This is a genomic window from Bradyrhizobium centrosematis (assembly GCF_045571495.1).
In the GTDB taxonomy this organism is placed as follows: domain Bacteria; phylum Pseudomonadota; class Alphaproteobacteria; order Rhizobiales; family Xanthobacteraceae; genus Bradyrhizobium; species Bradyrhizobium centrosematis.
Map to the genome: position 1 here is coordinate 6,530,804 of NZ_CP120703.1, position 12,657 is coordinate 6,543,460.

Annotated in this window: 15 protein-coding genes and 1 pseudogene; 2 read left to right on the top strand and 14 right to left on the bottom strand. The window is 56.3% G+C overall.

The genetic code is table 11. The annotated features are described in order from the left end of the window. Positions 1-302: 302 nt before the first annotated feature. The 7 genes from P6U31_RS30825 to P6U31_RS30855 all read right to left on the bottom strand — a co-directional run bounded on the left by P6U31_RS30825 (position 303) and on the right by P6U31_RS30855 (position 5,654). Positions 303-662, bottom strand: coding sequence for a DUF3024 domain-containing protein (locus P6U31_RS30825; RefSeq protein WP_407185426.1), 360 nt, complete (start codon positions 660-662; stop codon positions 303-305). Between the two features lie 122 nt (positions 663-784). Further along, positions 785-1,099, bottom strand: coding sequence for a nitrogen fixation protein NifZ (locus P6U31_RS30830; protein WP_407185427.1), 315 nt, complete (start codon positions 1,097-1,099; stop codon positions 785-787). Positions 1,100-1,136: 37 nt separating this feature from the next. Beyond that, positions 1,137-1,361, bottom strand: coding sequence for a 4Fe-4S binding protein (locus P6U31_RS30835; RefSeq protein WP_407185428.1), 225 nt, complete (start codon positions 1,359-1,361; stop codon positions 1,137-1,139). Between the two features lie 10 nt (positions 1,362-1,371). Beyond that, entirely contained in the window at positions 1,372-2,871 is a 1,500-nt protein-coding gene (nifB, locus tag P6U31_RS30840; protein WP_407189997.1) for a nitrogenase cofactor biosynthesis protein NifB, read from the bottom strand. 735 nt (positions 2,872-3,606) lie between these two features. Further along, complete coding sequence (gene nifT / locus P6U31_RS30845) at positions 3,607-3,831, bottom strand: putative nitrogen fixation protein NifT (protein WP_407185429.1); 225 nt, start codon at positions 3,829-3,831, stop codon at positions 3,607-3,609. Then, the gene (locus P6U31_RS30850; RefSeq protein ID WP_407185430.1) at positions 3,828-5,009 is read right to left on the bottom strand and encodes an aminotransferase class V-fold PLP-dependent enzyme; all 1,182 of its coding nucleotides are present in this window, start codon (positions 5,007-5,009) and stop codon (positions 3,828-3,830) included. Before P6U31_RS30850 ends, nifT begins: the two co-directional genes overlap by 4 nt. A gap of 324 nt (positions 5,010-5,333) precedes the next feature. Then, positions 5,334-5,654 carry a HesB/IscA family protein gene (locus P6U31_RS30855; protein ID WP_407189998.1) on the bottom strand — a complete coding sequence of 107 codons (321 nt, stop codon included), beginning with the start codon at positions 5,652-5,654 and terminating at the stop codon, positions 5,334-5,336. A gap of 253 nt (positions 5,655-5,907) precedes the next feature. On the opposite strand from P6U31_RS30855, the gene P6U31_RS30860 reads away from it, so the two are divergent. Continuing rightward, positions 5,908-6,498, top strand: a complete 591-nt coding sequence (locus tag P6U31_RS30860) for a hypothetical protein (protein WP_407185431.1) — start codon at positions 5,908-5,910, stop codon at positions 6,496-6,498. A 9-nt stretch (positions 6,499-6,507) separates the two neighbouring features. Here the strand turns inward: P6U31_RS30860 and P6U31_RS30865 are convergent, their stop codons facing one another. Continuing rightward, positions 6,508-6,828: a Rieske (2Fe-2S) protein gene (locus P6U31_RS30865; RefSeq protein WP_407185432.1), complete on the bottom strand. Its 321-nt coding sequence runs from the start codon at positions 6,826-6,828 to the stop codon at positions 6,508-6,510. A 517-nt stretch (positions 6,829-7,345) separates the two neighbouring features. Then, positions 7,346-8,182 (bottom strand): host specificity protein, encoded by an 837-nt coding sequence (locus P6U31_RS30870; protein WP_407185433.1) that lies wholly within the window; start codon positions 8,180-8,182, stop codon positions 7,346-7,348. 405 nt (positions 8,183-8,587) lie between these two features. On the opposite strand from P6U31_RS30870, the pseudogene P6U31_RS30875 reads away from it, so the two are divergent. Continuing rightward, positions 8,588-9,348, top strand: a pseudogene (locus tag P6U31_RS30875) (IS5 family transposase). A 510-nt stretch (positions 9,349-9,858) separates the two neighbouring features. Here the strand turns inward: P6U31_RS30875 and fdxB are convergent. The 5 genes from fdxB to nifN are packed head-to-tail and all read right to left on the bottom strand — an operon-like array spanning position 9,859 to position 12,654. Next, positions 9,859-10,155 carry a ferredoxin III, nif-specific gene (gene fdxB, locus P6U31_RS30880; RefSeq protein WP_407189999.1) on the bottom strand — a complete coding sequence of 99 codons (297 nt, stop codon included), beginning with the start codon at positions 10,153-10,155 and terminating at the stop codon, positions 9,859-9,861. Next, entirely contained in the window at positions 10,145-10,369 is a 225-nt protein-coding gene (locus P6U31_RS30885) for a CCE_0567 family metalloprotein (RefSeq protein WP_407185434.1), read from the bottom strand. The genes fdxB and P6U31_RS30885 overlap by 11 nt, the downstream gene beginning before the upstream one ends. Before the next feature lie 12 nt (positions 10,370-10,381). Beyond that, positions 10,382-10,846, bottom strand: coding sequence for a NifX-associated nitrogen fixation protein (locus P6U31_RS30890; RefSeq protein WP_407185435.1), 465 nt, complete (start codon positions 10,844-10,846; stop codon positions 10,382-10,384). A gap of 6 nt (positions 10,847-10,852) precedes the next feature. After that, entirely contained in the window at positions 10,853-11,248 is a 396-nt protein-coding gene (gene nifX / locus P6U31_RS30895) for a nitrogen fixation protein NifX (RefSeq protein WP_407185436.1), read from the bottom strand. Further along, a complete protein-coding gene (gene nifN, locus P6U31_RS30900; protein ID WP_407185437.1) occupies positions 11,245-12,654 on the bottom strand; it encodes a nitrogenase iron-molybdenum cofactor biosynthesis protein NifN in 1,410 nt (469 codons plus the stop codon). The genes nifX and nifN overlap by 4 nt, the downstream gene beginning before the upstream one ends. Positions 12,655-12,657: the final 3 nt, after the last annotated feature.

Genomic DNA, 12,657 nt, shown 5'->3' on the forward strand with positions numbered 1-12,657 from the left:
AACCTGCAACGTTTTTCTGGCCAATACCATCTCAGTTGCTCGCATTGGGTCGGCCGTGATCTGCACGCAGTGATCCGAACTATCGAGCAGGTGAAGATCGAAGCGACGAAATTACCGAAACGGTTTATCTGATAAGTCTGACGCATCACACGGTACCCATGCAAGCTGCGGAAAGCGGCGGCACAGTTCAGACAACACACCCATCTCGGCTGCATCGGCAGAAAGCAATCTCTCTATTTCAATTAATTGCTCCGCGGTGAGCGCGATCCTCGCTTGCTTCATGCCGCGAGTAAGGTCGCCACTCACTGCCAAAACAGACGCTCCGGATCCGCACTCAATTCGTCGATTGCAGGTGCCAAGCGATGGTAAAGACTATAAAATTCCCAAGTTCCGACCGCGTGATTCTTGCGAAACAGCTTCCAAATGCCGCTCACGGCATCATAGAGAATCAGCGCGACATCGACGAGCGCACCATTCTTGTCGACGTTGCGCGAGCAGCAAGGGCTCTCGATGAGGTAGCCGCCTCTCACCGGCCTCACACTAGGTGAAACGTAGAGGTAACGCTTTCTCGCGCACAAGCCGCGCTCGATTCTCTTGCGATCAAGCTCGTTGGGGTGATGCAACATCCCCGCCTTTACGTTCCTCATCAGCGCGGCATTCATTGCGAAAGCCTCCCTTCAAAAAGCAGCGTAGTTTTTCGTCAAGACGACCGATAAGCGACTCCTCCCCAAGATCCAACAACGTCGATCGGCTCGTGAGCTTCATGTATGATCGCCCAAAACGGTCATGACTCCTCCGGTAATGGCAAATCATCGACCTCCTCGTAGGAGTCCACCGGCTCAAGCTCGCTGCGTTTCATACCAACGCGGTGACCGCTCCCCAAAAACTCTACGCCGTAGATGTAGAATTGCTGCAAGAATGTCCCGATCGAGACGACGTAACCGACTTCCCCCTTTTGGACCAGGACATCGCCTATATCCTTGCCGCGATAGGTGCCATCATTTCGAATGACCCGATTGGCCCGAAGCCTTTGGCCGAAGCTGAAGACTGGCGGGCCGTTGAGCTCGACGACGTCGCTATCTCGAACAATTCTGCTCATGAATCGCCTTGTGGAACGGGTCATGAGGCTTCACGCTTCAGACCCGCGCTTCGGAGCGAGGCAAGGACTTATCAACCACGCAGGTATTCTCGACCGGACAGGCAGCGACACATTGCGGCTCGTCAAAGTGGCCGACACATTCGGTGCATTTCGCCGCTTCAATGACAAAGTTCCCGCCCTTCTCAGAGATAGCAACGTTCGGGCATAAAGGTTCGCAGGCTGAGCAACTCGTGCACTGCGAGGCTATGATTTTGAATGGCACATAATCCTCCTCATGCCGCAGAGATACGATCCACCAAACGACACGCGTCATTGCCGCGCTGCGCGTGGTGGACCTCACCGCGCTTCACCCTGCCTAGATAGGCTCTGAACCACGCCATCATCGATTTCTCAATGAGCTCATAAGCAAATTGATCGACCGGCTCGATCCCCTCCTTGATCAAATTGGTCTTCGGGCTGCCGCCGATCTTAGCCACGAAGACCGCATGGCAGTCGCGAATGTCGCGCATGATGGCGGATAGCTTCTCTTCCTCGCCATATCCCCCCTGACAGTATCCCTGCACGCGACGTGGACCGATGAGCTTGGCGCCCGATGTGGAAAGTTCGTACACCAGGAGCTCCTTAGCGTGTCCAAAGTGCTCGTTAATCAGCCCAGAGCCCTTGGTTGCGACAGCCACTAGAAGAGTTATCGCACTCATCTCTTCACGGACCTCGGTCAGTCCATGTTGACCGATCGCGACCTTGGAAACTCGCTTGTCTTCCATTCTCTTTTGGTAAGCCTTGCGCTTCTCTAGGTCATAGCGGACGTCCATTTTCATCACCTGATCCATACTGAACTGCGCACTACGATCTTCGCCGAGTAAACCGACGGCATCAGCGCGGCACTGGCGGCAATGCCGCATCATGCTGATCTGCCCTTCACAAGCATCTTGCAGAGCCTTGAGTTCTTGCGCCGTCGGCCCGCGCTGACCTTTGAGGCCAAATGCTGTGCCGTGATCGGGCGCGGAGATCAGCGGCATGATATTGTGGAGGAAGGCCCCCCGCGAGGTGACCGCCTTGTTGACCTCGACCAGGTGGTCATCGTTGATGCCGGGGATCATCACTGAGTTGATCTTGCACAAGATGCCGTGATCGCTCAGCATCTCGAGGCCTAGCAGCTGGCGCTGAGTGAGTATCCTTGCCGCCTCGACGCCGGTATACCGCTTGTGATTAAAGAAGATCCACGGATAAATCTTGGCGCCTATTTGCGGATCAATCATGTTGACGGTGATGGTGACATGGTCAATTTTGGCCTTCACGATGGTGTCGACATAGTCCGGCAACGCCAGCCCGTTGGTCGACAGACAGAGCTTGATGTCGGGAGCAGCCTTGGTGACCAGCTCGAACGTTTTGAATGTCTTTGCTGGATTTGCCAGAGGATCTCCGGGACCAGCGATGCCAAGCACAGTCATCTGCGGAATTGTCGTCGCGACTGCGATCACTTTTCTCAACGCCTGCTCCGGGGTCAGCTTCTCGCTCACCACACCTGGACGCGATTCATTGGCGCAGTCGTATTTTCGGTTGCAGTAATTGCATTGGATGTTGCAAGCGGGCGCGACAGCGACATGCATGCGCGCGTAATAGTGGTGGGCATCCTCGCTATAGCAGGGGTGATTTTTGACCTTCTCCCAGAGCTTGTTCGGCAGCTCGCCTTGGCCGGCCCTGGAACCGCAGCTCGCCTGTCCGATCTTGACAATAGTGCTGCAGCTCTCCCGCTCGGCGACAGGCCCCATCGTCTCCCGGCCATTCGCCGCAGCTTTTGCATATTTTTCGCGTTCCACGACCGCGTTCACTCCAATTCTTCCCGCCATCGTCGCCCTCCCAAGCTTATTCTTGAGCGAGCCTCGCGAAGGCATCTAGCAACGCGCATGCCATAGCGAAGACGATGCAATTGCAGTTGTAGTCCATTGAGTTAGCGCAACTGGCGTTGGCGCTTGCAGGGCGGCAATGATTAACTTGTTGGCAAAACAACAGATGCGTCGCCATTCTGACCCAGCGCTCCATGGCTTTCGCTTTCACGTACGCACGCGGTTCAGTCACCCGCCTCCATCTAAATGGCCTTCACGCCCCGCCTCTCTCACAAAAGAGGATCCGAACCAGCACATCCAGACTTGTTAGGACCATAGCTCGCACGACGCGTTGTACGACGACGCGCAGATCAATCGGGGCCAAAAGTGATGGTGAAATCTCCTCCGCCCGCTGGTGGAGCAAAGCTCCCATCATTGATGCCTTCGAAGTGCATTTTTCTTTGTACTACGCGGACAATCATTCCTTTTCCCAAAGGCCGCTGGGAACTTACTGCCGTTTAAGCCGCTCGGGCCTCTGGCGGCGTCCCAGAAACTGGCACCTGCATAGTTACGACGCCCGAACGGATAGGTGGCAATGCTAGCGGTCCCCAGGGCCCGCGGCGGGGACCAAGAGAGTGACTGTTGCATCCGCATCGATAAAGCCCATTGGCGAAAGTGACTTCATGGATCACCGCCGCTCTCGTCCCGCATTTTAGCGTCAATCGTGATCGGTAACCGCGTGTCTATCGCCATCTCGGGCAGATCGAACACCCAGCCGTTAGCTGCCTTGATCCAGCCGCCCCAAAGGGTCTCGAACTCTGAGGCTACGATTGGCTCTTCGAGATCCTTTTTCGGGACGTAAATCGACAGCCCCGTGTCCGGAGAGCGACGGATCATAATTTTCATTCGGTCCACCCTTCAGCTGTAACTCGTGATCCGGCGCGCATGCGAGTCACGATATCCGATACGGCGCAGACGACCTCATCGACTTGAGCGAAGGAGATCTCACGGGAAAGAGAAAAGCGCACAGCACCGTGGATCCGCCAGGTCGGCACCTGCATGGCGCGCAGGACGTGCGATGGCTGCATTGAGCCGGAGCTGCAGGCTGATCCGAGCGACACGGCGATGCCTGCCTGATTGAGATGGTGGGCAATGGCTTCGCCTTCGAGATGGTCGAAGGCAATGTTGGTCGTGTTCGCCAACCGATTGCTGACGTCGCCGAGCACAGCGCAGTTGCTATTGTGCAAAATCCCTTGCTCAAGTCGGTCGCGCAAGACACCGATGCGAATGCTCTCAGGCTCAAGGCGCTCCGCCGCAAGCTCGGCAGCTTTTCCCAGGCCGACGATTCCGGGAATATTCTCGGTCCCCCCGCGACGCCCTCGTTCCTGCGATCCGCCGCAAATCAGCGGCCGGAATTTAGTGCCTTTACGCAAATATAACGCGCCGACCCCCTTGGGACCATGAAGTTTGTGCGCGGAGAGCGACAGCATGTCGATCGCGCTGTCCTTTAGGTTCAAGCGCACCTTACCAACGGCCTGGACCGCATCCGTGTGAAAGAGCGCGCCCGCCGCACGTGTTAAGCCGGCCAAAAACTCCACGGGAAACATGGTCCCGGTCTCGTTGTTGGCTAGCATAACAGAGGCGATCGCTGTCCGCGGTCCAAGCGCGCAGCGAAACGCCCCTATGTCGAGCCGCCCGCAAGCATCTACGGGCACAATACGCGTCTTGACACCCCTTGTCGCCAGTCGCTCCGTCAGCGCAAGTACGGCGGAGTGCTCAACCGAAGTGGTGACCACTTCGTCTCTACCGTCCTCAGTCGCAAGCGCAGAGAGAATTGCGGCATTATTGGCTTCGGTCCCTCCCGAGGTGAAGACGATTTCGTGATCGAAGGCGCTGCCTAACAGCGCCTTCAAGCTTCGCCGGGCCTGCCTCAGGGCGATTGCGACTTCGTTTCCGAACGCATGTGTGGACGAAGCATTGCCGAATTGCTCAGTGAAGAAAGGCAACATTGCTTGTACGACGGCTGGGTCCGTCCGCGTCGTTGCATTGTTATCAAGGTAGATCGGCACTCGATTTTCGCTCAATCCGTCACCCCGTCTGCAGCAGCTAAAAGGACTTGGCGGTCCACTCCTCTAGTCTTATCGCCAATCGCGCCTGAATTCGTCTCAACCGTGTACTTGAAAGCCTTTTTCGATGTGGCAGCTCCAGCCAGCCTCGCAAACAGCATACAGCTATTGCGGAGATCAGCTGATGATGGGCATCTCTGGCTTGCAGATCGGGGGGGTTCTTCGAGCGCGCGGCGAATGCAACGCTAGCCCTCTGTAGCGAACCACAATGTCCCCAGTTGCTGTGGCTCGGCCGGCATTGTTCAATATCCAATCCCCATCGTCTGATCAGAGCTTTTTCCATCAGCCAAATGATTTTCCGCAGGAGCAGGTTGCCGTCGCGTTCGGGTTGCAAAAGGTAAAGCCGGAGCTTTCCGGGCCCAGCACGAAATCGATAGTCGTGCCGACCAGATACTCTCGGCAGTTATTATCGACAAACACCTTCAAACCACCGCACTCGATCACGGTCTCGTCAGGCTTTGGTTCTTCGGCCAAGCCCATCTTGTATTTGAATCCATTGCAGCCGCCCGCTTCAATAATCAGGCGCAGACCGCCGGCTGAGTGCGGCGATAACGACATCGCACTCTTGATCGCATTCACCGCACTGTCCGTCAGGTTGATCATGTCTTTGCTCATGAGTGTGGACCTCGCCAAGTGCAAGTCACGTGCCAGCGCGCGGTCCCTTAGTGATGCTTGCTTTGGCGCCGTTGGATTTGGAACAGATGTCGGGTACCCGACAGCTCGGTGAGGCCGCCCCCGGGTCACCCACCCGTCTTTCTCTAGGCTCGGCCGCTACATATTCGGCGGCAGGCAAATTGCATCGCATTTGGCACCCGATCAGTGGATCGGGGAATGGCAAAGATCGAGGACGACTTTAATGACTTCAATCGAAAACACTGCACTCGGCAGACTTGAAAAGGAGGGCCGCTTGCTCAACGCCGTACTTAAAGGCCCGACCACCAAGCCGGGCCGATTTGGATTCCGCGGTGATATCGCACTGAAGTTCCAAACTCAGGTTGCGGATGAGAAACGGCCGCCGGACTACTCGATCGAACAAGTTCTGACCGTCGCGCAGGAGGGAGAACGCACCATTCCGGTGCTGGCCGGCTACCTGCACTCATTTGCTTATCTCGGCGACGTTGCGAGCGTGCTCGACGGCGTATTAAGCCCAACAGGCAGCTATTTTTTGTTCTGCAACAACATCGATCTACTGGCGAAGTACCGGGTTAGATTTGGCGAGATTAACTTCCAGGTATTACCCTGTGACGAATCGACAGTTTGGAAAGAGATGATGGACTTGGCCGGACTTAGCAAGGACGACATCAAGAAGCTCGATCCAGGCGGCAAGCTTGATTTCATCCTCGATGCAGCAAAGGATCTCGATCTGTCCTATGAAGAACTCTCCTACGAGCACGGACTAGAGAGGATGGAAGCTGTGAAAAACCGGAATGAGAACCGCCCGGTCTGAGCGGGACTATCAGCCGATGGTCGATGCATCCTCTTCGACAAGATGCACACCAACGACGCAAATATCACCATCTAGAACGGCCAGCGCGATCGGCGTGAGCGCGCTACCCTGACATGGGCCATCGATGCACCGGCCGGTGCCGAGTTCGAAGGTCGAACCGTGCTTGCCGCACATCAGCCGGATACCGCATGGATCGAAGAATTGGTTCTGCTCCCAATCCAATCGGACGCTGTTGTGCGGACATTTATTGACATAGCCAAGCACCTTTTTGCCCCACCGCACCACAATAACGGACCATGGCCGCTGCTTACCGTCATCTTCGATGACCATGAGATGGAATCCTATGGCCTGGCGGTTCGGAATGTCTTTAAAGCCGCAAATGGCGTAGATTGGCTTTGGCTGCATTGATCGCACGTTATTACAAGACGCTGTCATGTGAATGTGCAATCAACTTGCAAGAACCGCACAAGTGCTGGAGCGTATCGTGCCGTGATCGTCCAACCCGCAAGGCAGGAGCTGGCTGGTTTAACGCTCCGGCGCACAATTTCGGAAACATCGTTCGGCAATTGGCCTCGTCTGCCGTTTCCGTCCAGGCAGCGCAACTGCAGCTTGGCGCTCCATGCGTTCAACCTCATTTGCCGGATAGCTTTGATGCGGTGACCGGTCGTTGCTTCCCGTTAGTGGCTACCAGCCCCGACGGGATAAGCCTTCTGAGAAGGGATAAACAGTCATTTCAACCAGCAGAGGGGACGCGGCGAGCGCGCCCCCCTTTTAAGCAAGACCGCTGGGTCCCGGATTGCACAGCAAAATGTTCGTCTCGGAGCCCCCCGCTGTCATTGTCATCAATTCACTCCATGCGCATCCTTCCAAGAGCGCGCTCCAGGTAGAATGAAGGGTTATCGTCCGACGAATCCGATTCGTTGCTTCTCTGAGGACCGACGTCACCGCCCCCCTCTTTCGAAAGATACTTCGTAGGCTTGCCTACCCGCTGCCACTCGTCGTTATCGTTCTCCGTCCACACCTCCGGGTGCTGGTGAGGATCGAGCACCCAGTGGTTACGACCCAGGTGAATAAAGCCCATTTCCGCCAGACGCGGTTCCATGCCTGGCAAGGCCGGCCGCGACATAATCAGCGGATGTTCGCCTTCCTCTCGCAGTTGATGTTCTAGCAGGATATCGCCGGCGTTCTCGACCAGAGGATGAGTAAGCCTAAGATCCACCACGGACGTGATATCGTTGCGCCCAAACTGCTGTTGAAAATGGTCTCCCTTAATCCTGGCCGGACCTCCCGCTCTTAGAAGGCCGACAATTTCGTCGCCCAACCGGTAGCTGTAAAATCGTGCTGACTTGTTTGGATTGTCGTACGTGTTGGCGTAACTTCCAGCAACTGTTGCTGCGCGCTCAGCCTTCTCGGAGACGAAGTCCGAATACTCTTCTGGGTTCTCGGCGATGTGCCTGATATCACTGCCCAAGTATCTGCGAACTTCGTCATTGAACGTTTCGCGGTCGATTTCTCTAATCGGTGGTTCGGAGACGAGAGAGTATGACCCCGCCGGTTCGGATGACGACCCACCTCGCTCCATTCCCGCAACCGTTTGCGCGAACCGGGGGCTATCTCCCGCATCTGACGAATCGTCAGTTTGGTTACCGCTTGAACTGGCTGGATGAGCCAGCGATTCCGCCATACATCAGACCGCTCTCCTATCGGCAAAATTGCACGCAATCGGGCTCGTGCCGTGCAAGCTCCGCCGACTGCCGTGCAAGCTCCGCCGACAAGGATAATATTCCTAGCTGACCACAACCTGTCCAACCCTTCTGCGCCGCCTCGCGGCTATGAACACAATCTGCACGTTAGCGTTACCTTGCAACAACGGCGGCGATCTAGAGACGAAGTCGACCTCAATAAACAGGCACCGGACTTTCTAAGTGCCAACGCTTAATGGCTCGAGTGTTCCCACCAGCACGCGGTGCGTGGTCCAATCAGGCGCATTGCCCATGAACGCACACAACGGGAATGAAAACTAGGGTCTGTACCTAATTAGCGATCTCTGATTCCGTCGCACGGAGTTAATTCGGGCTCGGGGACTTCGATGCGCAATGGACTGTTCTGGCTGAACGACAAGCAGTGGGCTCGGATAGAGCCGCATCTGCCAACGAACCAGACCGGACCGGCGCGCGATGACGATCGACGCATTATCAGCGGTGTCATTCACATGCTTCAGTGCGGCGCGCGCTGGCGCGATTGCCCGCCCGACTATGGTCCTTACACGACGATCTACAATCGCTTTAATCGCTGGGCCAAGCGCGGGCATTGGCAGGCGATCTTTGAAGCGCTCGCCCGCTGCGGCAAGGATCGCGTGACTTTGTCCATCGACTCCACTTCGATCAAGGCGCATCGCTCGGCGAGCGGCGGAAAAGGGGGGAGCATGAACAGGGGATCGGCCGCTCCCGCGGCGGGCGAACCACGAAAATTCACGCGCTGAGCGACCCTGATTGCAAACCTTACGCATTTCATCTCACTCCAGGCCAGGACGCAGATATCGCCGCGGCGCCGGCCCTTTTAGAACTCGCGCCGCCCATGTCTGCCCTCATTGGCGACAAAGGCTACGACGGCGACGGCTTTCGCGCCAAAATCGTCAATCGTGGTGCGAAGCCCGTCATTCCAAACAAATCCAACAGGGTGACTCTCCACAGCTTCAGCAAGCGCGCCTATAAAGGGCGCAATGTCATCGAGCGTTGCTTCTGCCGCCTCAAGGATTTCAGGCGTGTCGCAACTCGCTACGACAAGCTCGCCAGGAACTTCTTGGCTGCGGTCCACATCGCCGCCATTGTCGCCTATTGGATCAATTGAGTCTGAACCCTAGAACTGTGCTGTGCCTTTGCAGTGTGCTCTCGATGACCCCGGCTCTATTGCAAGGACCACCTGAGCAGCGAAATGCCGTCCAGCGCCTGCCATGCCCAAGGATCAACTAACTAAAGTGTTCCCGGATCACCTTTGCCAGGAATTCACCATCTAGGCGCACATCATCATTGCGCACGGCAGCGACGGCCAATTAGCTTTCTCCCGATCCGTGCATCCGCTTCGATCGCACGGCCCGATATGGTGTCTAGCTGCCTTTGAACTGGGCTCGTTATGAGATGCACTTTGATACACGTCATATTGCTCGACACGCAGTTCACAATGCGTAGACTTTGCGAGCGTTTTTTGAGCAACGGATCTTTTGTCAGCATGTATAGCTGTCGCCCGCCCGTCGTGCGGTCCACACTCGCGCACTAACCCGTCAATCCAAATATTCGATGTTTGATCGACACTTTCCTGGCGCGCCGCGTCGCGATCAGTCCACCTGCTAACAGGCTTGGCTCAAGCCGCCTCAGCCTCCGCGGAGCTGTGAGTCTGGCAGTTGGCCGGGCATACCCTGGCGCACGCACCGCAACCAACGCAAGCGCCCTGATCATCCAGGACCATGATCTTCTTTTCGATCTCATCGTCATCGTCGTCGAGAGTGACAAGTTCGCCGTTCTCGCTCAGTCCCTTCAACGTCATGACGGCTCGGCCACACACCTTGAAGCAGCGGCCACACCCAATGCACTTCTTGGGATCGATCGAGATCAGGTATTGTGGTATCCAGTCGCGCCCGTCTCGTGTTTTAAACGACATTGCGCTGCCCATTTAAGGTATTTTCGAGCGCCTTCAAGTCACGACCCTTGCGATCAAGTTCGGCATAGGCATCGTACGCCTCCTGCGCCACCCTCATGATCGAGATCCAGTTGATGGGTAATTCTTCCGCAAGATCATGCAGATCCATCTTGGCTTGTACCGCCTTGACGGACAATTTTCTTAGCTCGGCCTTAAGTGTTTCACGATCGCCCATGAGTGAGTATCCTCAATAGTTCGCCACGTCTGGAAATTTCCGGATCAGGCGGGTTCCCTCGCTGACATATTTATCGCCCTCCTGAGCCAGGTTGGAGCAACTATCAAATCCAAAACGATGCACATCGCGTAATTGCTTGTTTACGGCGACCAACCGCCCTGCGATGAGCACTATGCGGCCGAACCCTTCAGGATGCAGCTTCAATATCGGCTGGATCATAACGCCGGTCTCCCGCTCTACTGACAGCGCGACCGCATTGAAGAACAGCTCCAACCGCCACAGTGTCTTGGGATCGGGATCACCAATAATCGGCAAGGCTCGCCGTTTCTCCTTGTTCAGGATATAGGGTTCTAGCAGATCAAGATCGCTCTTCCGGTCCCAGGCTCCGTTGAGGTCCTGAGCACGCCAGATCTTGATCAGTTCGACTAGGAACGGTGCCTCGATAATACTGCCCTGCTGCTCTCCTTTCGTGCTCATATCACCTCATTCATCGAACTCGAACGTGCGCCGTTGGTCCTTTGCCAGGACCTTTCGCAGCCAGGGAGGCGGTGTGCCCTTCAGCACCCGCTCGAGCCTTTCCAGCAACACCAGAATGCTTTCTGGCTTACTCACCTTGATGGGATGGACTTTGTTAGCCACCACTCGCGCCGCCGCGGCACCACCGATGGCCGCGACGTAAAGGATTGCGCAGTCCTTGATCGCGTCAATCTTTGGGACCAACTTATCATCGATGCCGCCTTCCTTGAGATCGCCCTGAAACTCTATCGCATTCAACAATACATGCCCGCTAGGCGAGACATCGTAGATTGCGATATTCTTTGCCCAGCCAAAATGAGCGTCGACGTGCCTCAGGTCCTGAGTGGCAAAAGCGACCTTCATGAAATTGACCTTTCAGCCTCACCGATTGAGTGGCCATATCGAGAACATTGCGAGAGTTCGGGCGTGCTTCGCCAGCTATCCGGCGTAGGCCTCTCGCTCTCGTCACGATGTGCGATCACGAGATTGGCGATCTCGAAGATCAGATTGCGGGTACCACGATAGCCCACGGACACTCGCTGGCCCGCTCCAAGTCGATCGAACGTCGGAAAGCCTGCGCGGTGAAACGGCACCTCCAGTCGCGCCGCCGCTTGCCTTCCATGCGAATGCGTGATCAGCAGGTCGCAATGCCTCTTCTTGGCAAGTTCTTCCAGATCTTCGAGGTCGCCGATGAGAACCTGCTTGGTCTTAATCCGTTGGATCACCTCCGACTGAGTGGTCGTCACGGCGACGGTTACATGCGCGCCCATATCGTGTAGCAAGTTGGACAAATCAAACAGCAGGTCTGGCTCAGCACCGATTGCGAGTTTGCGACCGCCAATATGGAAGTGAGCATCAAGCATGGCATCCGCAAGCTGGCTGCGCTGACGTCTGTACTTTAACGGAATTGGACGACCGCTAATCTCGCTCAGAACCGTCATGAATTCGTCGATTGGGCCGAGACCACACAACCGCTCGAAGACACGAAAAGGTACGCCGGTCTTAGCCTTCATAACCTCAGCTGGCCGCCGCATCTGCGCGCCGATTGCGATCGTCCACCCCGCGCGTCCCATGCTGGCGATTTCGTCGACCTCAATGCCGCCGATGGTCGTTGACGTGAACTCATCGGGGATATGCCCATCGAGCGACCCTGCAAGATCAGGAAGAAAGGAGGCGCACAATCCGAAATCCTCCAGGACGACACGGAGTTCATCAAGGTCGCCGGGGGTGAGGTGACACCCCGGCAGAACATTGACCTTCAATGGATCCCGCAGGCCATGGGCGCTAGGCCCGTCCACCAGTACCTCCACCATGCGCGTAACTGCCTTCTCCCAACCGTCCTGGAACGCCCCCTTGAAATCAGGCGTCGATACATAAACGAGTGGTAACTTTGCGAGCTGTGGATACTTGCTCCGGATGAGCTTCAAGTACGCATCCACATCGTCGCCATTGGTCTCGGTGACACCGGTCGAACAAATTCCGATGATTTTCGGCTTGGCACGGTTGGAGATGTTCAGTATCGCCTGCTCGAGATTTTCAAAGCCGCCCAGGACGGTTGCCACCTCACTCATCGCCGTGGTCTGCAACGGTATTGCCTCTTTGAAATGCCGGACAAAGAGCGTCAATCCAAAGGATGTGCACCCCTGGGAGCCGTGCAGAAGCGGCATTGCCCCGCGCAGCCCCATGAAGGCGTATGCCCCGCCAATCGGCTGGCTCATCTTTAGCGGGTTGACCGCGCAGGCCTTTGATGGCGAAAGGACCAGGGCCACTAC

Excerpts from the sequence above, each read along its gene's own strand:
- P6U31_RS30825 (WP_407185426.1), bottom strand. The coding sequence starts at position 662 with ATGAATGCCGCGCTGATGAGGAACGTAAAGGCGGGGATGTTGCATCAC.
- P6U31_RS30830 (WP_407185427.1), bottom strand. The coding sequence starts at position 1,099 with ATGAGCAGAATTGTTCGAGATAGCGACGTCGTCGAGCTCAACGGCCCG.
- nifB (WP_407189997.1), bottom strand. The coding sequence starts at position 2,871 with ATGGGGCCTGTCGCCGAGCGGGAGAGCTGCAGCACTATTGTCAAGATC.
- nifT (WP_407185429.1), bottom strand. The coding sequence starts at position 3,831 with ATGAAAATTATGATCCGTCGCTCTCCGGACACGGGGCTGTCGATTTAC.
- P6U31_RS30855 (WP_407189998.1), bottom strand. The coding sequence starts at position 5,654 with ATGATCAACCTGACGGACAGTGCGGTGAATGCGATCAAGAGTGCGATG.
- P6U31_RS30860 (WP_407185431.1), top strand. The coding sequence starts at position 5,908 with ATGACTTCAATCGAAAACACTGCACTCGGCAGACTTGAAAAGGAGGGC.
- P6U31_RS30865 (WP_407185432.1), bottom strand. The coding sequence starts at position 6,828 with ATGGTCATCGAAGATGACGGTAAGCAGCGGCCATGGTCCGTTATTGTG.
- P6U31_RS30870 (WP_407185433.1), bottom strand. The coding sequence starts at position 8,182 with ATGGCGGAATCGCTGGCTCATCCAGCCAGTTCAAGCGGTAACCAAACT.
- fdxB (WP_407189999.1), bottom strand. The coding sequence starts at position 10,155 with ATGTCGTTTAAAACACGAGACGGGCGCGACTGGATACCACAATACCTG.
- P6U31_RS30885 (WP_407185434.1), bottom strand. The coding sequence starts at position 10,369 with ATGGGCGATCGTGAAACACTTAAGGCCGAGCTAAGAAAATTGTCCGTC.
- P6U31_RS30890 (WP_407185435.1), bottom strand. The coding sequence starts at position 10,846 with ATGAGCACGAAAGGAGAGCAGCAGGGCAGTATTATCGAGGCACCGTTC.
- nifX (WP_407185436.1), bottom strand. The coding sequence starts at position 11,248 with ATGAAGGTCGCTTTTGCCACTCAGGACCTGAGGCACGTCGACGCTCAT.